Origin of the sequence: Crossiella sp. CA198, from assembly GCF_052078295.1 — a bacterium.
In the GTDB taxonomy this organism is placed as follows: Bacteria; Actinomycetota; Actinomycetes; order Mycobacteriales; family Pseudonocardiaceae; genus Crossiella.
In genome coordinates this window covers 176,595-192,004 of the sequence record NZ_JBQJIM010000003.1, presented here as the reverse complement: position 1 = coordinate 192,004, position 15,410 = coordinate 176,595, and the positions used below count along the sequence as shown (strand labels likewise).

General features: G+C 72.3%; 29 protein-coding genes. 28 read left to right on the top strand and 1 reads right to left on the bottom strand.

The features are described 5' to 3' along the window. The first annotated feature begins 4 nt into the window (after positions 1-4). The 25 genes from ACTOWY_RS05955 (at position 5) to ACTOWY_RS05835 (ending at position 12,305) form a co-directional block, all read left to right on the top strand. Positions 5-502, top strand: coding sequence for a hypothetical protein (locus ACTOWY_RS05955; RefSeq protein WP_441308590.1), 498 nt, complete (start codon positions 5-7; stop codon positions 500-502). Further along, a complete protein-coding gene (locus ACTOWY_RS05950; RefSeq protein ID WP_441308589.1) occupies positions 499-942 on the top strand; it encodes a hypothetical protein in 444 nt (147 codons plus the stop codon). Before ACTOWY_RS05955 ends, ACTOWY_RS05950 begins: the two co-directional genes overlap by 4 nt. Then, the gene (locus ACTOWY_RS05945; protein WP_441308588.1) at positions 939-1,190 is read left to right on the top strand and encodes a response regulator transcription factor; all 252 of its coding nucleotides are present in this window, start codon (positions 939-941) and stop codon (positions 1,188-1,190) included. The genes ACTOWY_RS05950 and ACTOWY_RS05945 overlap by 4 nt, the downstream gene beginning before the upstream one ends. Then, positions 1,187-1,612 (top strand): response regulator transcription factor, encoded by a 426-nt coding sequence (locus ACTOWY_RS05940; RefSeq protein WP_441308587.1) that lies wholly within the window; start codon positions 1,187-1,189, stop codon positions 1,610-1,612. Before ACTOWY_RS05945 ends, ACTOWY_RS05940 begins: the two co-directional genes overlap by 4 nt. Next, the gene (locus tag ACTOWY_RS05935) at positions 1,609-2,022 is read left to right on the top strand and encodes a LuxR C-terminal-related transcriptional regulator (RefSeq protein ID WP_441308586.1); all 414 of its coding nucleotides are present in this window, start codon (positions 1,609-1,611) and stop codon (positions 2,020-2,022) included. The genes ACTOWY_RS05940 and ACTOWY_RS05935 overlap by 4 nt, the downstream gene beginning before the upstream one ends. Then, positions 2,019-3,053 carry a hypothetical protein gene (locus ACTOWY_RS05930; RefSeq protein ID WP_441308585.1) on the top strand — a complete coding sequence of 345 codons (1,035 nt, stop codon included), beginning with the start codon at positions 2,019-2,021 and terminating at the stop codon, positions 3,051-3,053. The genes ACTOWY_RS05935 and ACTOWY_RS05930 overlap by 4 nt, the downstream gene beginning before the upstream one ends. Beyond that, positions 3,050-3,517 carry a hypothetical protein gene (locus tag ACTOWY_RS05925; protein ID WP_441308584.1) on the top strand — a complete coding sequence of 156 codons (468 nt, stop codon included), beginning with the start codon at positions 3,050-3,052 and terminating at the stop codon, positions 3,515-3,517. The genes ACTOWY_RS05930 and ACTOWY_RS05925 overlap by 4 nt, the downstream gene beginning before the upstream one ends. A 76-nt stretch (positions 3,518-3,593) precedes the next feature. Further along, entirely contained in the window at positions 3,594-3,860 is a 267-nt protein-coding gene (locus ACTOWY_RS05920) for a hypothetical protein (RefSeq protein WP_441308583.1), read from the top strand. Then, complete coding sequence (locus ACTOWY_RS05915) at positions 3,857-4,486, top strand: hypothetical protein (RefSeq protein WP_441308582.1); 630 nt, start codon at positions 3,857-3,859, stop codon at positions 4,484-4,486. Before ACTOWY_RS05920 ends, ACTOWY_RS05915 begins: the two co-directional genes overlap by 4 nt. Continuing rightward, positions 4,479-4,955, top strand: coding sequence for a hypothetical protein (locus ACTOWY_RS05910; protein ID WP_441308581.1), 477 nt, complete (start codon positions 4,479-4,481; stop codon positions 4,953-4,955). Before ACTOWY_RS05915 ends, ACTOWY_RS05910 begins: the two co-directional genes overlap by 8 nt. Next, on the top strand, positions 4,942-5,253 hold the full coding sequence (locus ACTOWY_RS05905; RefSeq protein ID WP_441308580.1) for a hypothetical protein: 312 nt from the start codon (positions 4,942-4,944) through the stop codon (positions 5,251-5,253). The genes ACTOWY_RS05910 and ACTOWY_RS05905 overlap by 14 nt, the downstream gene beginning before the upstream one ends. Before the next feature lie 10 nt (positions 5,254-5,263). Next, positions 5,264-5,635: a hypothetical protein gene (locus ACTOWY_RS05900; RefSeq protein WP_441308579.1), complete on the top strand. Its 372-nt coding sequence runs from the start codon at positions 5,264-5,266 to the stop codon at positions 5,633-5,635. Next, on the top strand, positions 5,632-6,099 hold the full coding sequence (locus ACTOWY_RS05895; RefSeq protein WP_247762730.1) for a hypothetical protein: 468 nt from the start codon (positions 5,632-5,634) through the stop codon (positions 6,097-6,099). The genes ACTOWY_RS05900 and ACTOWY_RS05895 overlap by 4 nt, the downstream gene beginning before the upstream one ends. Further along, positions 6,080-6,484: a hypothetical protein gene (locus tag ACTOWY_RS05890; RefSeq protein WP_441308578.1), complete on the top strand. Its 405-nt coding sequence runs from the start codon at positions 6,080-6,082 to the stop codon at positions 6,482-6,484. Before ACTOWY_RS05895 ends, ACTOWY_RS05890 begins: the two co-directional genes overlap by 20 nt. Continuing rightward, positions 6,471-6,671, top strand: a complete 201-nt coding sequence (locus tag ACTOWY_RS05885; protein WP_441308577.1) for a hypothetical protein — start codon at positions 6,471-6,473, stop codon at positions 6,669-6,671. Before ACTOWY_RS05890 ends, ACTOWY_RS05885 begins: the two co-directional genes overlap by 14 nt. A gap of 124 nt (positions 6,672-6,795) precedes the next feature. Next, complete coding sequence (locus ACTOWY_RS05880) at positions 6,796-7,713, top strand: hypothetical protein (RefSeq protein ID WP_441308576.1); 918 nt, start codon at positions 6,796-6,798, stop codon at positions 7,711-7,713. Further along, positions 7,713-7,970, top strand: a complete 258-nt coding sequence (locus tag ACTOWY_RS05875) for a zinc finger domain-containing protein (RefSeq protein ID WP_441308575.1) — start codon at positions 7,713-7,715, stop codon at positions 7,968-7,970. The genes ACTOWY_RS05880 and ACTOWY_RS05875 overlap by 1 nt, the downstream gene beginning before the upstream one ends. Beyond that, on the top strand, positions 7,967-8,884 hold the full coding sequence (locus tag ACTOWY_RS05870; RefSeq protein ID WP_441308574.1) for a hypothetical protein: 918 nt from the start codon (positions 7,967-7,969) through the stop codon (positions 8,882-8,884). Before ACTOWY_RS05875 ends, ACTOWY_RS05870 begins: the two co-directional genes overlap by 4 nt. Then, positions 8,881-9,624, top strand: coding sequence for a hypothetical protein (locus ACTOWY_RS05865; protein ID WP_441308573.1), 744 nt, complete (start codon positions 8,881-8,883; stop codon positions 9,622-9,624). The genes ACTOWY_RS05870 and ACTOWY_RS05865 overlap by 4 nt, the downstream gene beginning before the upstream one ends. Next, complete coding sequence (locus ACTOWY_RS05860) at positions 9,624-9,872, top strand: hypothetical protein (RefSeq protein WP_441308572.1); 249 nt, start codon at positions 9,624-9,626, stop codon at positions 9,870-9,872. Before ACTOWY_RS05865 ends, ACTOWY_RS05860 begins: the two co-directional genes overlap by 1 nt. Further along, the gene (locus ACTOWY_RS05855) at positions 9,869-10,207 is read left to right on the top strand and encodes a DUF6221 family protein (RefSeq protein ID WP_441308571.1); all 339 of its coding nucleotides are present in this window, start codon (positions 9,869-9,871) and stop codon (positions 10,205-10,207) included. The genes ACTOWY_RS05860 and ACTOWY_RS05855 overlap by 4 nt, the downstream gene beginning before the upstream one ends. Further along, positions 10,204-11,049 carry a hypothetical protein gene (locus ACTOWY_RS05850; RefSeq protein WP_441308570.1) on the top strand — a complete coding sequence of 282 codons (846 nt, stop codon included), beginning with the start codon at positions 10,204-10,206 and terminating at the stop codon, positions 11,047-11,049. Before ACTOWY_RS05855 ends, ACTOWY_RS05850 begins: the two co-directional genes overlap by 4 nt. Before the next feature lie 58 nt (positions 11,050-11,107). After that, positions 11,108-11,668, top strand: a complete 561-nt coding sequence (locus ACTOWY_RS05845; RefSeq protein ID WP_441308569.1) for a hypothetical protein — start codon at positions 11,108-11,110, stop codon at positions 11,666-11,668. A 147-nt stretch (positions 11,669-11,815) separates the two neighbouring features. Next, on the top strand, positions 11,816-12,025 hold the full coding sequence (locus ACTOWY_RS05840; protein ID WP_441308568.1) for a hypothetical protein: 210 nt from the start codon (positions 11,816-11,818) through the stop codon (positions 12,023-12,025). 13 nt (positions 12,026-12,038) lie between these two features. Continuing rightward, positions 12,039-12,305, top strand: coding sequence for a hypothetical protein (locus ACTOWY_RS05835; protein ID WP_441308567.1), 267 nt, complete (start codon positions 12,039-12,041; stop codon positions 12,303-12,305). Here the strand turns inward: ACTOWY_RS05835 and ACTOWY_RS05830 are convergent. Then, complete coding sequence (locus tag ACTOWY_RS05830; RefSeq protein ID WP_441308566.1) at positions 12,269-12,658, bottom strand: hypothetical protein; 390 nt, start codon at positions 12,656-12,658, stop codon at positions 12,269-12,271. The genes ACTOWY_RS05835 and ACTOWY_RS05830 overlap by 37 nt on opposite strands. Before the next feature lie 68 nt (positions 12,659-12,726). Between ACTOWY_RS05830 and ACTOWY_RS05825 the strand changes: the two genes are divergently transcribed. The 3 genes from ACTOWY_RS05825 to ACTOWY_RS05815 all read left to right on the top strand — a co-directional run bounded on the left by ACTOWY_RS05825 (position 12,727) and on the right by ACTOWY_RS05815 (position 15,410). Then, positions 12,727-13,083: a hypothetical protein gene (locus ACTOWY_RS05825; RefSeq protein WP_441308565.1), complete on the top strand. Its 357-nt coding sequence runs from the start codon at positions 12,727-12,729 to the stop codon at positions 13,081-13,083. A gap of 181 nt (positions 13,084-13,264) precedes the next feature. Then, positions 13,265-13,789, top strand: a complete 525-nt coding sequence (locus ACTOWY_RS05820) for a hypothetical protein (protein WP_441308564.1) — start codon at positions 13,265-13,267, stop codon at positions 13,787-13,789. Further along, entirely contained in the window at positions 13,725-15,410 is a 1,686-nt protein-coding gene (locus ACTOWY_RS05815; RefSeq protein WP_441308563.1) for a hypothetical protein, read from the top strand. Before ACTOWY_RS05820 ends, ACTOWY_RS05815 begins: the two co-directional genes overlap by 65 nt.

The window sequence follows — 15,410 nt, the reverse complement described above, 5'->3', positions numbered from 1 at the left end:
CGTCATGGGCCGATTGCCCACCCATCCCGTCCACCAGCCCACCGGCCGCGTGCTGGCCTGGCTGTCCACCCACCGCGACCTGCCACCGATCACCCGCCTGAACGTGGCCGCGGACCTGCTCGCCGTCCAGCTCCAGATCGGCGACCCCGACGCGGAGTCCCTGGACAGCGTCCTCGGCCTGGCCCCCCGGGCGCGGGTCCTGCTGCCCGCGCTGCTGGCCTGGACCGACGTGCTCGCCCACCCGGTGATCACCGTCGAGGACCGGCCCGGCGCGCACATCGCCTACGTCCACGGACACGGCGTCATCCCGGACGAGCGGGGCGAGCCGATCCCGGTCACGGTGACCATCACCCTGCTCGGCGCGGACCGGGCGCTGCTGGTCTCCGGGCTGGGCTCGGCCACCGACGGACAGATCGAGCCGGAATTCCTCCGCGCCCTGGTCGACCACGCCGCCGCCGAGGGCCTGCCCACCGACGCCGACATCGCGGCGGTGACCGCGTGAGCGACGCACCGCGGTTCGGTGGCCGCGACACGCTGCGCCGCATCGAACGCCACCTCACCCGTCACAGCAGGCTGTACTTCCCCACGCGGATCGAGTTCGACTCGTGGAAGGGCGCCAGGCTCACGCTGAACCACTTCGTGGCCGAGCCCCGTGCGCACCGGCCGCTGGCCGAGTGGGCCGCCTCGCTGGCCACGATCGACCAGATCGAGCTGTACCCGCCGACCACCTCCGACCGCACCCACGTGCTGGGCCGCCGGTACGCCGTCAAGATCGTCGGCCGTCTGGGTCGTGTGCCCTCGCCGATGGTCACCCTGTGGGACATCCTCCCGCTGGACCTGGACGAGCCGATGTACCCGGCCGACCCGCCCCGCGAGCTAAGCACGGCGGAGTGGTCGGCGCTGCTGGTCAAGCTGGAGCTGGCCGCGGAGGCACGGGCATGACCGCGACCTCCGGCGGCTACCGGCCGACCCAGCCCAGCGAGCGTGAACTCCAGGCGCTGCGCATGGCCGCCAACGGACTGACCAACAGCCAGATCGGCACCCGGCTGGGCATCACCGACAGTGCCATCAAGGCCCGCCTCAGCCGGTTGTACCGGGCACTGGGTGTGCCGAACCGGGCCGGGGCGGTCGCTGAGGCCCACCGGCGCGGGCTGCTCTCGGCCGCCCGCGGAGACGGCGGTTCCCCGTGACCGAGCGACGCTCACGCGGAGCCACCTGGCTCACCCCCGCACAGCGCACCGCGCTCAACCTGGTCGCCCAGGGCCTGACCACCAACGAGATCGCCGCCAAGCTGGTCCTCTCGCCGTCCACGGTGAAAACCCGGATCACCGAGTGCATGGACCGGCTCGGCGCGAACACCCGCACGGTCGCGGTGATGATCGCCGCCCATCAGGGGCTGCTCGACTTCGCCCTGGTACCGCTGCCCACGCCCAGTCAGGTCCGGGACACCGGAGAGCGCAGGTGGAGTGCCGTCAACTACCACCCCTTCCCCCTCTCCGACGGAGAACCGGTCTGGCTGGCCCGCTACGGGGCGATGACCGCCGAGCACGCCACCACCCTGGCCGGTCAGCTCCTGGCCGCCGCCCAGCACGCCAGGCAGGCACGCCGATGAGCGCCCCCCGCCACGGCCGCCTCCTGGCCGAACCCCACATCGCCGTGCTCCGCCTGGTCGCTGACGGACTGACCAACGCCGAGATCGCGCAGCGGCTCCACATCGCCCCCGACACCGTGAAGTCCCGCATCGTCACGATCCTGGACCGCCTCGGCGTCCGGACCCGGGCGGCCGCGGCGCTCAAGGCCTTCCACCTCGGCCTGCTGGGTGTCGTTCCGGTGCCGCTGCTCCCACCCGACACGGTCACGGCCTCGGGCCTGGCTGTGTTCGGCCCCGTCGTCTGTGACCGCGGCCGCGACGACGCGCCGATCTCCACCGCCACCGGCATCTGGATCTCCGCCACCGAGGCCACCAGGCAGGCGGCCGCACTGTTCTCTGCCGTCCACTACGCCCAGGGAGGGCACCAGTGACCACCCCGACCCCGCCGCCGCGCCTGGGCTCAGGCCGGATGATGCCGACCGCCACGCTGGCCCTGCTGCTCGGCGCGGTTCACCGCCCGGCCGACCACGTCAGCGCCGCCTACGGGTCGCCGGCCGCCGACCCGATCGGCACCGTGCGCCTGGCCCCCGACACCGACCGGCTGTCCCCGACCGCGCACCGCCGTATCAAGCTCCCCGTCGGCGGGCGGCCCGGCTACTACTGGCGGGACCTCACCGGCGGCAACCTGCGCGAGTGCGTCGCCGACGATCTCGACATGGCGGGCTGGCCGGTCCAGCCCTCCCACGAGGTGGCCGCGGTCCTCGGCCACCCCCTGCCCCCGCCCGCCGTGTCGGACACGGCGATGTGGGAGACGGTCGAGGATGCCCTGGTCGCCGTCGACCTCGCCGCCGAGACCGAGGCCCGGCGCCGTGGTCCGGGCTGGGATGCCACCGCCGAACGCCTCCGCCGCGTCCGCGAGATCATCCGGCCCGAGCACGCCCGGCTGGCCGCGCAACTCCACCGGCTGCTGCACCGCCAGCGCAACGCCACCGAGGAGACCGCCAAGTTGGCGGCCCGCCTAGCCGAGGCCGGGGCGCGGATCGTCCGCCTCACCGACGAGAGCGCCGGACGCCAACGCCGCGCCGCCGCCTACTTCACCGCCGCGGTGAACTGGGCCAGCAAGTTCAAAGTGGCCTCCGCCGCGCTGGGCACCGCTGAACGCGAGCGCGACCAGGCCCGCGCCGAGCTGGCCCGCCTGCGTGCCACCCCGGCCGAGCCCGCCCCGCAGGCCACGTGGACGTGGAACTGCCTGGCCTGCCACCAGGACGTCGAGATCACCGGCGGGCGGGTCGCGGTGCACCAGCACCACGGCGCGGTCACCCAGCCCTACTGGACCTCGCCGGACTGCCCGCTGTCCACGGCCTCCGTCCAGCTCTTCCGCAACGACCCGCCGCCGACCAGGTGGGACCTCGACGACAACGCCCCGGCCACCCCGCTCTTCACTGTGGAGATCCAGCGATGACCCGCACCCGACCGACCGACATCACCGACCTGCTCGCCGAAGACCTGGTGCGGCTGCTCGACTACCTCTCCCGCGTGCTCGGCGCCGCCGACGACGGAAACCTGCACTACCTGCACGACAAGGCACACGGCCTCGCCGGTGCGGCCCGCCAGGTCTATGACCAGCTCTCCACCGACCAGCGCCCGAACCACCCCGAGGACTTCCGCCGTCTCGACGAGACCCAGACGTTCAACCCGGTACGCCTGCGCACCCTGCTCACCACCCAGGCCCGCTTCTACCGCGCGGGCCGGGCGCTCTACCCCGTCGGCGGGGACATCAACGCCGCCACCGCGAAACACGCCCTGGACCGGGCGGCACTCGACCTCGAGTTCGGCGCCCCCGACGCCGCCGGACTGACCCCCGACCAGGTGTACGCGGTCGCGCAGTGGCTGCGCGAGCAGGCCCCGAAGGAGGCGCGCCGATGACGAGGACGGCCCTCGACCTCGACGACACCACCCACTGCCCCGCCGCCGAGCGCGAGGACACCGCCGGAGGTGCCTGGTGAGCTACGAGACCCGCACCTACGACAAGCCCGGCACCGACGGTTTCCCGCCGGACCCGGTGGTCGTGCTCGTCGTCACCGGCACCCACGACGTGTCCCGGCTGGTGAACCTGTTCGCTGGTGGCCTGTGCGAGCACGTCGGAGTAGCGAAGACGATGCTCCGCCAGGTGCGCCGCCACAACGGCGGCAAGGCCGCGCTGAAGTTGCTGGCCGCGCACGGCGGCCCGGACTTCACCCAGGACAACACCGCCGGTGGTGCGCGATGAACGGCCGGGACCGCCTGCCGTGGCGGGACCGCCTCATCCTGCTGGCCTGGGCCGGGCTGGCCAACCTCACCGGCCTGGTCCTGCGCTGGCGCACACCCACCCCCCGGCCAGCCCGCCCGACCGCCCGGCTGGCCCCGTGCACGAACCGCTCGACCGCGGAGTCCTGCGACTGGCCCACCTGCACCAGCTGCACCACCGGGCCGGTGATGCCGACCGTGGCTGACCTGTCCGCCGAACACCGCCTGTCCTGCGACGGCACCGACCATGTTCAGCCCGTCGGGGAATACGAGGGCCAGCCGCATGACGGCCAGCACGGGGAGCCGTCGACCGGTGGCCTGCCGGAGCAGTGCATGTGCGGCCACCTGACCTACTTCTCCTGCCCGGACTGGTTCCTGGGAGAGGACGAACCGGACGTCATTCCCCCGTTGCCTGACTCCTTCGCCAACCCGTACCTGCTGTGCCCGCGGTGTCAGCGGCAGGTCACGAACGTGGACTTCGGCACTAGCCCTGCCCGGTCGCTGCCGTGTGGCCACACCGAGGGCTACGCCGACGTGTGCTTCTCGTGGGACCCGGTGCAGGGGTGCACCTGCCCGAGCGGAACCCACAAGGAGGCTCCCCATGGCTGACCTGTCCCCAGCAGAGGCAACATCCTGGGTCACCGAGTACGTCGTGTCGTGCCTGCCCTACGAATCACTGTCCACAGTGGACGGTCACACTTTCGCGGTGACCGTGGCCTACGCCGGACACGACCGGTGGGCCGTGCGCTACCTCAGCACCTGCTACGCCGCCGACGGCACCCGCTCCCACGAGCCGCTCCCCTCCGCGCGCACCGAGGACTGGTTGTCGCGCCACCGGTTCGACCTGGACACCGCGCTGCGCATTGCCCGCTGGGCCGCACCGCAGCTCCGCGTCAACGGCCGCACCGTCGCCGACGCCCTCCGCCGCCACCGGGAACCACACGTGGCTGACTGCGAAGTGTGCCCCGGCAACGGGAACTGCCACGGCGAGAACGACCCGGACAACTGCAACTGCACGAACTGCACCGGCAGCACCAGGTGCCCGGAGTGCAGGGAGGACGACGGTGACGACTTCTGACCAGACCCCGGCCACGCCGGACAAGCGCGCGGATCTCGCTGGCCGGGTGCGTCGTCTGGTGCACCGGCACTTCCCGTACTGCGACCACAACCAGGTGAACACCTTGGCGGGTCAGGTGTGGACCGAGGTTCAGGTCACTCTGGACCAGATGCTGCCTGCTCCGGCCGCCGACGAGGACCAGGAGCAGCGCGAGGCCGAGACCGCGAGCGACTGGGGCGGCAGCACGTACAGCACGTACAGCGATCCGGCAGTGCGTGCCGCAATCACCGCCCACTGTCGGGAGGTGAACCGTGGCTGAGCCTCGCAGGATGCGGTCGGTCGCGGTCGGCGCCGGTCTGGTCTCCGTGCTCGCCGCGGTGCTGTCGGGCTGCACCACCGAAACCGCGGCCGATGAATACGACCACGTCGCGGTGTGCGTGGACCCCCGCACCGGCGACCGCGTCGACGACGGCCGCTGCGGGGACGACGACGGCGGGTCCGGCGGGATGGCGTGGTTCTGGATCTCCACCAGCACGAGCCACGCCGCGCCCGGGGTCGGCCAGCGCGTCAACGTCTCCCACGGCAGCTACACCCGGCCGCCGCAGACCTCCAGGGTGCAGCGCGGCGGGGTCCCGGCCGCCGGGGGCACGGTCACCCGCGGCGGGTTCGGCGTCTCCGGCACAGCAGGAGGTGGTGGATGAACGCAACACCGAAGGCCCCACCGGCCTGGGTCCCCCTAGCTCGCCGGATCCTGGCGGCCTCCGCGGACAACCGGCACGCCGAGGCCTCCCGGCTCATGCAGGAACTCCTCAACCGGTACGGCTCCGCCGCCGGGCTGCCCGCCCTGTTCGCGATGATCGACGCCGCAAACACCAGCGCGGGCCACCGGGCTGGCCAGCACCCGCGCCAGCTGATGTACCTGTGTGCCGACACCGGCCAGCTCCAGACCGCCGACCAGGTGAACCCCGCGGTGCGCTGGGCTGGGCGCCTGATGGTCGCCCGCGCCGCCAACGACCGCGACCAGGCCGAGGCGCTGATCAACTCAGTCCCCTCCGACAACGACAAGCAGTGGTCGGACAACGTCCTCGCGGTGATCAACATGTGTGGGCAGATGGTGCGCGGGGCACGCGGCCGCGCCGGAGGCGGTGAGTCCGATAGCCGGTGACCACGATCGCGACCAGCACGCCCGCACCCGCTTCGCCGAGCTGTGCGCCCAGCTCGACGAGATGGTGGCCCAGCTTGGGGGACCGCGGTACTACAACCGCCGCGGCGAGCAGATCACCTACACCCAGCACCTGCTGAGCACCCCGGCCGATGTGTCCGTGGCCCGGACGGTCCTCAACGGCGCCACGGTGGTGACCTCCTGCACCCAGCGGGACTTCGGTGGCAACCATCCGCCGCTGATCTTCGAGACGCTCGTGCAGTCCGACAACCCAGCCCAACCCGACCAGATCGAGCGGTACGCCACCGAGGCCGCCGCCCTCGCCGGCCATCAGCGCTGGGTCGAGCGCGCCCGCGCCGAACGGGAGGTGGTCGATGGCCCGCCCTGACCCGCCCGCCTCCCCGTCCGGCCGGTGGACGGAGATCCCGCTGTACGGCATGCCGTGCTCCTGGTGTCACCGCCCCGCCCTGCTCATGATCGTCAGCGGCTCCTACTGCGTGATCGGCCACACCGCCCGAGGCCTGCCGCTCTGCCCGCCCGATGCCATTCCCGGCCAGATCCCGGACCGGGGCTGACCCAGCCACAACTCCATACGCGGCCGCCTGGCCGACCTCCTCACATCCCTCTCGATCAGGCGGCCGCAGCCACCACCACCGCCTCCGCGCCCTCCGGCGCGCTGACCACGAGAGGGGTGCCCACATGTCCGCTCGCACGCACGCCGCGTTCTACTTCGACATCTGGGACGACGAGAACTTCTGCAACCGGACCGGCCCCGCACAGCTGTTCCTGCACTTCCTGTTCGAGCAGCCCAACCTGTCCTACGCCGGCGTCCTGCCGCTGACCATGGGCCGCTGGGCCCGCAAACTGCGCTCGCTCGGCGATGAGCGCATCCGGGTGGCCCTGGCCGAACTCGACACCGCCGCCTTCGTCCTCATCGATGAGGACACCGAGGAGGTGCTGATCCGCGACTTCGTGCGCTCCGACCGGCTCTGGCGCATGCCCCACATGCTGACCTGCTCCATCCGGGAAGCCCGGCTGATCCACTCGGCGACGCTGCGCCAGGCCTACGGCGCCGACCTCGTCCGCATCATCGAAGACCCCACCCTGGCCGAAGAGGCCGCCCGCAAGTTCACCCCGGAGCACCGCGCCGCGGCCTACGAACTCGCCGGCGCCACCGCACCGTTCTCCCCTCCCGGGCCACCCCCCGGGGAACCCCTGCCCCAACCCCTCTCGAACCCCTCCGCCAACCCCTCGGCAGGGGATAACCGAACCCCTCCGGTAACCCCTGCCCCAACCCCACCGGCAACCCCTCGCGAGGGGCCTGGTGTAGGTGCAGGTGCTGGTGCACCTGCACCACAAGACCCCCCCTCCCCCCGCCAGCAGGCAGAAAGCCCACCACCGCCCAGTTGCCAACGCCACAACCGAACGCGCCGAAACTGCCTCGCCTGCGCCAAGGCCGCCCTGCTCGCCTCACTGCCCCCGCCCTGCTCCGACCACGAGGGCCGCCACCGCATCAACGACGAGGGCCTGCCCGTGCGCTGCCCGGACTGCAACCCGCAAGGCGAGTTCGTCCCGGAGGTGCCGCGTCACCTCAGCGCCGTCGCCGGTGGTGGCTGATGGACCCCCGCGACCCGATCGACCGCGCCTTCCCCGGCCGCCACGGGTACCGCGACCTCGCCCAGCGCGTCCCGTGCCCTGACCCCGGCTGCGAAGCCCCACCCGGTGCACCGTGCCTGCGCCGCGACGGCGTGCCCATGGAGCACATGGACCACCCCCGACGCCTGGCCATCGCCGTGGACGCCCTGCACGCCGGGGACCTGCCCGACCCGCCCGCCGCCGATACCACCGACCCCCGACAGGACTCCGGACGATGACGACCATCGCCGCCGCGGCCGCCGCACCGCCGCCGACCGCACGCCTGGAACAGGCCGTGCAGAACGCGATCATGCTGGCCATCGCCGCCAGCGCCGCCGCGTCCGCCTTCACCCACGTGCGGGACCTCTCGATGTCCTACGGCCTGCCGGAGTGGCAGGGCTGGACCAACGCCGTGGTCGTGGAGCTGATGGGCGCGGCCGCCGGCCTGGAACTGCGCCGCCGCCTGCGGGCCCGGCAGAGCATCGTTTTCGCCGCCGCGGTCCTGGCCGTGGCGGTCCTGGTCTCGCTGGCCTGCCAGGTCGCCGAAGCGCACCCGTCGCCCTGGGGCTGGACCCTCAACGCCATCCCTGCGGTCGGCTTGCTCGCCGTGACCAAGCTGGTCCTCGGCCGGGCCACCGTGGTCCCGGTCCCGGCCACTGTCGAGGTCCGCGCCGCTGCCGACCTGGTCCCGGTCCCGGACCGGTCCGCACACCAGGCACCAGTCCCTGGGCCACTGGTCCCGGTCCGGTCCGGACCGGCCCCGGCCCCCAGGCCGGAGCAGGACCAGCCGGGCCGCCCGGTCCGGACCGCCGTCCCGGTCCCCGCGGTGGCCCCGGACCACGGTCCCGGACCGGCGGACCGGACCACCCGCCCGGACCAGCGGACCGCCGACCTGGTCCCCGGACCGCCGGTCCGGACCCCGGGCCCGGCCTACGCCGCCACGGTCCAGCGGACCCAGGTCCGGGCGACCGTGGACCCGGACCCGCGCTTGGCCCTTGTCGAGGACCTGGTCCGTGCCTGGTCCCCGGACCGCACGCCAGGCCGCCGCGACGCCGCCGAGGCGATCCGGGCCGCCGGCCACGCGGTCAGCAACGCCGCCGCCGGGGACCTGCTCCGCCGGGCCCTGGCCAAACACACAGGAGGACCGCAGTGACCGACGACACCGCCGCCCTGCCCGCGGTCCTGGCCGCCATCGACGAGGCCCTGGCCCCGGTCTGCCACTGGTGCGTGAGCACGCTGGACCCTGCCGGGCCCTCCGCCCTGTACTGCTCGGAACAGTGCCAGCGGCAGCACCAGAGGCAGACCAGCGAACCGCTGGTCATGGGGTACGAGCTGGACGCCGATGACGCGCTTGCGGCCCTGCGCCCGCCCTACGGCCAGCACCGCCAGATGCTGGGCATCGATTCGGCGGTCCGGCCGGCCCGCGCCGGGAACCGCCAGCCTGACCCCGTGACCGGCCGCCGCGACTACCTGGACCGAGCCTTCCGGACCGCGGTGCAGGTCGAGGCCGATGCCCTGGCCCGGTCCGCCCGGTCCCTGACCCCGATGCTGGCTGGCGGCCAGCTGGACCCCGTGATCCTGGCCCGGACCACCGACCTGATCCAGGCCGACCTGGCCGCGATGCTCGGCCCTTCGTTGGGCCGACTGGACGGCGTGGTCCTGACGGCTCACCAGTTCGCTGCGGAGCTGGCCAAGCTCGCACCGCCGAAGCCGGTGCCGCCCCGGTCCGCTCTGGTCCGGGCCTGGCTCGGCCTGGCCCCCACCCTCGGCCAGGTGCTCCACCTCGCCCGCCGGATCGGCGCGGCCATCGTGGACCAGCTGGCCACCGAGGTCCGCGCACTGCGGCGCCTGCCGGTCCGCGCGGTCCGCCGTCTCGGCCGGTGGTGGTCCTGATGGCCGAGCTGGTCCCCGGCCGCATGACGCCGGGCCGGGCCGTCACCGCCACCGACGAACGCCGCGCCGGGCTGGCCGCGGCTACCTGGGTCCTGGGGACTGGGGCCACCGGGGACCAGGCGGTCCAGGCGTGCGCGGACCTGCTGGACCACCTCGGCCTGACCGCCAACGCGCGAGTGGTCCGCCGCCGCAAACACCAGGCGACCACCACTCCCACCCCCTCGAACGCCGGCCAGGGAGCGACATGACCGTGAACCTGATCGACTTCATCGACAGCCGCCTCGACGAGGACGAAGCGCAGGCCCGGCGCTTCGACGGTGTTCCCGCCGACACCTACGAAGTCGCCGGCCTGGAAGCATCGCCGGAGTACCGGACGGTCTATATCAGCCCGGCCCGCGTGCTCCGAGACGTGATCGCCGCGCGATGCCTCCTGCGCCTCTACGCCGACGTCGCCGACGCGGACGACCCGGACGGCTACGAGTTCGCCCACGGCCACGCCGTCGGGCTTGGCATCGCGGCCCGCCTGCTGGTCGGCCGCTGGGCCGACCACCCGGACTACCGCGACACCTGGTGGTCGCAGTGACCGCGGCCGTGCGTTGCGTGCTCTGTGGCAAGCGCGCGGCGGCTGAGGGCTGCTTCACCTGCGACCCGTGCGCGGGCGAGCTGGTGACCACGCTGCGCCGGATCGCCGACGCCTACGACCTCGTGGCCACCAGCCCGGCCCTGCTGCTGCCCCGACGCCCCGGCCTCGTGCACCGCAGCGCCCCCGGCTACGGCAGCAGGTCCCCGGCCAACGACGACTTGATCGTGCTCACCGACCGGCGCACCGCGATCGGGGACGACCTGCGCGCGCACTCCGTCCCGGCCGCGGTCTCGCAGTGGGTGCGCCAGGTCGCCGAGGAGACCGGGGGCCGCCCGCCCCGCCCGGCCACCGTGGCCGACGACATCCACTACCTGCTCGGCCTGCGCCGCTGGCTGTTCCGGCAGCCCTGGATCGACGAGTTCGCCCAGGAGATGCAGGAGCTGTACACGGCCCTGCTCAACCAGATCCAGCGCGAAGCCCGCCCGGTGCCCATCGGCCCCTGCCCGGTCGACCTGGCCACCGACGGGCGGGTGCTGCTGTGCGGCCGGATGCTGCGGGTCCGCCCCGAGGCCGACCAGATCCGCTGCTCCGCCTGCCGCACCGTGTGGCCCCGCACCGAGTGGGACCAGCTCGGCCAGGCACTCGGCGACCCGCGCAGCGACTACGCACAGCTCGAAGCCTGGCTGGGCGTGCCAGCCGGGACCCTGCGCCGCTGGGCCGCCAAAGACCGCTGGACCGCCGACCCAGCACGCGGCCGCGGCCGCGCGACCTGGCTGCGCGCTGAAGCCCTGGCCTCCTGGACCCGCCGCCACGGCGCCGACCCAGGCAACCTGCCAGCCTGACCCCCACACCACGATGGTCAACGGACACCGCGCGCCGCTGCCCACAGGAAGGACATCGATGACCGACATCCCCCAGGAGACAGACCGCTTGCAGCTGCGGCGGACCGTCGCCTCGGCCGCCTCCGCCGCCACGACCGCCGCAGGCTGGATCGAGGACTGGGCCGGGGCCGACCGCGCGCAGCGGTGGATCCAGGAGGCCCGGGACGTCTCCGGTGCTCGTGCGGTCAACAGTCTCGATGAGGCGATCAGGAAGCTGACCGCTGTCCGCGACGCCGTGGCCGCGGTGGTCGGCGCCTGGTATCCGGTACCGCTGACCAAGGAGATCGAGGCGAAGGCCGAGGAGATCGCCGACTACTGCCTGGGCCCCGACGCCCCAAGCGGGTGTTCCTTCGACACCGCGGTTGAGTTCGTCCTCACCCGCGTCCCGCACGGCTTCTCCGTCGACCAGCTGACCACCGCGATCATGCACGCGAGGGAGCTGTGCACCGAGCACGGCTACATGACGACCACGACCGCCGCTGGAAAATCGGCGGCGGCCGTCAACGGCGGAACGGCACTCACCCGCGCCCACGACGCGCGGACCGCGGGGTCGCTGTGCGACACGCCGCGAAATCTCTAGGTACTTGCCGCTGACCTGCGGCGAACATAACGTGTGCTCTGCTGGAACTGCTGCGGGCAGCGGCAGACTCGGCGTGGTTACGGAGTTCATCACCGAGACCCCCGCACCGGACACGGTGTGGGGGTCTCGGCGTAGCAGGGAGAGACCATGCAGCTGACCAACCGCCACCCCAGCACCATCCACCTCGCCCAGTTCTTTGCCTACAGCCACCTGCCCGAGCACCTCCAGGCCCCAGCACAGGTCATCCACGACGCCGCGGCCGAGCTGCTCGCCCTGGTCCCCGACGGGCCGGAGCTGACCACCGCACTCCGGAAAATGCTGGAGGCCAAGGACTGCGCCGTGCGCGCCCTGCTGTAGCTGGAGGACCACCGTGCCGATCCTCGTCTGTCACGTCGGCGACTGTGACCGCCCGGTTCAGCTGAGCTGGCAGCGCGCCGCGACCGAGGCCGAGCTGGCCGAACTGCCCGCGCTGCGCGAGAAGGAGGGCCGGGCGGCCGTGCTGGTGCTGGGCTGCATCGAACACAAGATCGACGACCAGTCAGCGGCCGGTCTGCACGCCGCGGACTGCCAGGCCCCGCCCGCATGCACCTGCACGCCTACCTACCCGCCAGCCGACCCAGTGCCCTGGACGTCCTGATCCGCAAGGCTCGGTGCGGCCGAGATGGCCTGCTCCTTGGGACGCATCGCCAGCGCGCCGATCAGCGCGACCACGCCCACCCCGAGGATGATCCCGCCGAACAATCCGCGTGAGCCCAGCGCCTCACTACAGCGCTGCACTCCCGTCCCGGCAGTGGCTCGCTCGCCGCGCAACGCGTGACCCAGCGTCCGGCCGAAATCGGCCGTCCGCGCCGGAGTGTCATCCGGTGACCAGGGCGACCCACAGCTGACCGTCTCGCTGGCCACCACGATCGAGGCCGGCCACAACCCCAGCGCCACGCCGACCAGCGTCAGCACCAGGCTCGCGACCACGGCCATGCTCTTCTGCGTCATGACCGCACCGTCGCAACTGATCTACCGCGCGTTACTGGTCGTTACCCGATGGTGGTCAGGGGGTGGCCATGCCGCTGCGTCCCTGCCTCGGCACGCCGGCCCGGCGCTGCGGCCAGCTCACCCCCGCCGCGCGGTGCCGCACCTGCGCCGCCGAGGTCGAGCTGGTGCGTACCCAGGGCAAGCGCACCCGGCGCCCCTACACCGCGGCCGAGCGGACCCGCCGCGCGCGTGCGGTCGCCGCTCACCGCGCACAGCACGGGGACATCTGCCCAGGGTGGGAGGTGCCAGCCCACCGGGCCAGCGACCTGACCGCCGACCACCACACCCCGGTGGGGGCAGGCGGACAGGAGGGCGGGGCACTCGGTGTGCTCTGTCGATCATGTAACGGCCGCAAGGGTGCACGGCCTGACCGTCACGATCAGTGACATCGGGGCTGATCACGGTCGGGTTGGTCCGAATGCCACCCCCCGGGTCTCGGTCCCTCCGACCTGCGGATACGTGACCCCGCCACAGCCTCCCTTTTTTTGGTGGTACCACCGGCCCCCGTTTTCCCCGAACGGCCCATTTTCCGTGAGGAGTCATCACTCAGCGTGAAGGGGGGTTGGGATGCCGCGGACGAAGAAACCCGCTGGTCAGGCCATCGACTCCCGCAACGGGCAGCGCGCCGAGCTGATCGTGATCACCGGCGGGGACACCCCCGCCAAGACGCCGCCGGCGCCGCGCGGGATGCGCGCGGATGCGATGAAACTGTGGCGGGCCTACTGGGCGGATGTGATCGCCGGGGTCTGCCAGCCTTCGGAACTGTGGCTGGTCCGGCGGTGGATCAGCAACTTCAACCGGTACCAGATCCTCATGAGCGCCGCCGATGCCGAGCCGATGGTGCTCGGCTCGATGGGCCAGCAGCGTCTCAACCCCGCCTACGACCTGGCGCTGAAGCTGGAGGCCAGCCTGCGCGCCGATGAGATGCAGCTGGGCTACGGGCCGAAAAACAGGGCTGGCCTGGGCATCGCGGTGGTCGAGCAGCAACGCACGCTCAACGATCTCAACGCGCAGTACGGGGGCGAGGATGGCCGCACCGACCACATCCCCGAAGAAGCCGACGACGAGGACCCCCGCCGCGCGGCGGACTGACCCGGCCTGCCAAGCCTGCGGCTGGCGCCCGGCGACCGGGAAACTGTGGCCCTCCCAGGGGCGCACCGCGGTGCGCTGGATCCAGGACAACCTCATCCACGGGGAAGGCGACTGGTACGGGCAGAAGTTCACGCTCCGCCGTGATCAGAAGCTGTTCCTCTACCGCTGGTATGAGCACTGCGGCAACCGCAAGTGCGGGCAGTGGCGCTACGACGAGGCGCTGCGCGGCGCCGCCACCGGCGACGGGAAGACCGCGTTCGTGGCGGCCATCGTCTGTTTGGAGTTCGCCGGGCCGCCCTCGATCGCACCGCCCTCGCCGAACATTCCGATCGCCGCGGCCTCGTTCAAACAGGCGAACCTGCTCTTCAGTGTCGTGGCCACGATGCTGGGCGGCCGCGACAACATGGCCAAGGAGTCCCCGCTCTGCGGGATGTTCGAGGTCTACGACACCCTGATCACCTTCCGGGAAGGCAAGCCCGGCCAGATCCACCGGGTCGCCGCGGTGGCGGGCACGAACGAGGGCGGCCTCCCCTCGCTGTTCGTCTGCGACGAGCTGCACGAGTGGGGCGATGTCGAGTCCACCCGCGCCCGGGTCGCCACGGTCATCGGCAAGAGCACAAAAAAGCGGCGGATGCCCCGGGGGTCCGGTCGCATCCTGAGCCTGTCCACCGCCGGGTTCGACGTCGATCACAGCTTGCTGGGCGCGATGTACAAGCTCGGCAAGAAGGCCCTGAAGAAACCGAGCATCTCGCCGCGGTTCCTCTTCGACTGGCAGGAAGCACCCGCAGGGCTGGACTACAAGCTGGCCAAGCACCGCGAGATCGCCGTCCGCGCCGCCTCCCAGGCCGCGGACCTCCAGTGGTCGGTGGCCGACCGGGTGGCCCAGTGGGGCCAGCCGAAATATCCGGCGCACGAGTGGATCAGATACTTCGCCAACCGGTGGGTGCCCATGACCGAGGACTCCTGGCTCAAGGACCACCCCAGCGCGTGGGCCAGCTGCGAAGGGCCGTGGAGTTCCTCCGACAGCAACCCGTGGGTGCTCTCGGTGGACATGGCGCTCAAGCACGACAGCGTGGCCGTGGCCCGCGTCGAGCTGCTGCCCGATGGGCGGATCGCGGTCACCACAATCATCTGGACCGCGGAGAAGTCCAAGGACCAGCGGATCAACCACGCCGTGGTGTGGGACTACATCCGCGAGCACGCCCGCGGTCCCGGCTTCCGGGGCGTGGTCTATGACCCCCGCTTCTTCGAGGTACCCGCCCGGCTGCTGGAGGACGCCGGGGTCCCGGTCATCCAGTTCGACCAGACCCCCGTGCGGATGTCACCGGCCTGCGGGCTGACCTTCGACCTCATCCTGGCCGCCACCATCGTCCACAACGGCGACGAGGAACTGGCCGCGCACGTGCTCTCGGCCACCAAGCGGCTGCAGGAACGTGGCTTCACCTTGTCCAAGGGCCGGTCCAAGCGGCACATCGATGCCTGCATCGCGATGTGCATGGGCGTGTGGGTGCTGCACGAAGTCCCCGAACCGGAGGCCCCACCGGCAGCCGCGGCCAACAACGCCCCGGCCGAGAACGACACCAGCGACCTGTTCCGCCCGACCGAACGACTCAGCCTCTAA

What these genes read in the sequence shown, in the direction of transcription:
- ACTOWY_RS05955 (WP_441308590.1), top strand. Translation starts at nt 5, where the DNA reads ATGGGCCGATTGCCCACCCATCCCGTCCACCAGCCCACCGGCCGCGTG.
- ACTOWY_RS05945 (WP_441308588.1), top strand. Translation starts at nt 939, where the DNA reads ATGACCGCGACCTCCGGCGGCTACCGGCCGACCCAGCCCAGCGAGCGT.
- ACTOWY_RS05935 (WP_441308586.1), top strand. Translation starts at nt 1,609, where the DNA reads ATGAGCGCCCCCCGCCACGGCCGCCTCCTGGCCGAACCCCACATCGCC.
- ACTOWY_RS05925 (WP_441308584.1), top strand. Translation starts at nt 3,050, where the DNA reads ATGACCCGCACCCGACCGACCGACATCACCGACCTGCTCGCCGAAGAC.
- ACTOWY_RS05915 (WP_441308582.1), top strand. Translation starts at nt 3,857, where the DNA reads ATGAACGGCCGGGACCGCCTGCCGTGGCGGGACCGCCTCATCCTGCTG.
- ACTOWY_RS05910 (WP_441308581.1), top strand. Translation starts at nt 4,479, where the DNA reads ATGGCTGACCTGTCCCCAGCAGAGGCAACATCCTGGGTCACCGAGTAC.
- ACTOWY_RS05900 (WP_441308579.1), top strand. Translation starts at nt 5,264, where the DNA reads ATGCGGTCGGTCGCGGTCGGCGCCGGTCTGGTCTCCGTGCTCGCCGCG.
- ACTOWY_RS05895 (WP_247762730.1), top strand. Translation starts at nt 5,632, where the DNA reads ATGAACGCAACACCGAAGGCCCCACCGGCCTGGGTCCCCCTAGCTCGC.
- ACTOWY_RS05885 (WP_441308577.1), top strand. Translation starts at nt 6,471, where the DNA reads ATGGCCCGCCCTGACCCGCCCGCCTCCCCGTCCGGCCGGTGGACGGAG.
- ACTOWY_RS05880 (WP_441308576.1), top strand. Translation starts at nt 6,796, where the DNA reads ATGTCCGCTCGCACGCACGCCGCGTTCTACTTCGACATCTGGGACGAC.
- ACTOWY_RS05875 (WP_441308575.1), top strand. Translation starts at nt 7,713, where the DNA reads ATGGACCCCCGCGACCCGATCGACCGCGCCTTCCCCGGCCGCCACGGG.
- ACTOWY_RS05870 (WP_441308574.1), top strand. Translation starts at nt 7,967, where the DNA reads ATGACGACCATCGCCGCCGCGGCCGCCGCACCGCCGCCGACCGCACGC.
- ACTOWY_RS05860 (WP_441308572.1), top strand. Translation starts at nt 9,624, where the DNA reads ATGGCCGAGCTGGTCCCCGGCCGCATGACGCCGGGCCGGGCCGTCACC.
- ACTOWY_RS05855 (WP_441308571.1), top strand. Translation starts at nt 9,869, where the DNA reads ATGACCGTGAACCTGATCGACTTCATCGACAGCCGCCTCGACGAGGAC.
- ACTOWY_RS05845 (WP_441308569.1), top strand. Translation starts at nt 11,108, where the DNA reads ATGACCGACATCCCCCAGGAGACAGACCGCTTGCAGCTGCGGCGGACC.
- ACTOWY_RS05840 (WP_441308568.1), top strand. Translation starts at nt 11,816, where the DNA reads ATGCAGCTGACCAACCGCCACCCCAGCACCATCCACCTCGCCCAGTTC.
- ACTOWY_RS05830 (WP_441308566.1), bottom strand. Translation starts at nt 12,658, where the DNA reads ATGACGCAGAAGAGCATGGCCGTGGTCGCGAGCCTGGTGCTGACGCTG.
- ACTOWY_RS05825 (WP_441308565.1), top strand. Translation starts at nt 12,727, where the DNA reads ATGCCGCTGCGTCCCTGCCTCGGCACGCCGGCCCGGCGCTGCGGCCAG.
- ACTOWY_RS05820 (WP_441308564.1), top strand. Translation starts at nt 13,265, where the DNA reads ATGCCGCGGACGAAGAAACCCGCTGGTCAGGCCATCGACTCCCGCAAC.
- ACTOWY_RS05815 (WP_441308563.1), top strand. Translation starts at nt 13,725, where the DNA reads ATGGCCGCACCGACCACATCCCCGAAGAAGCCGACGACGAGGACCCCC.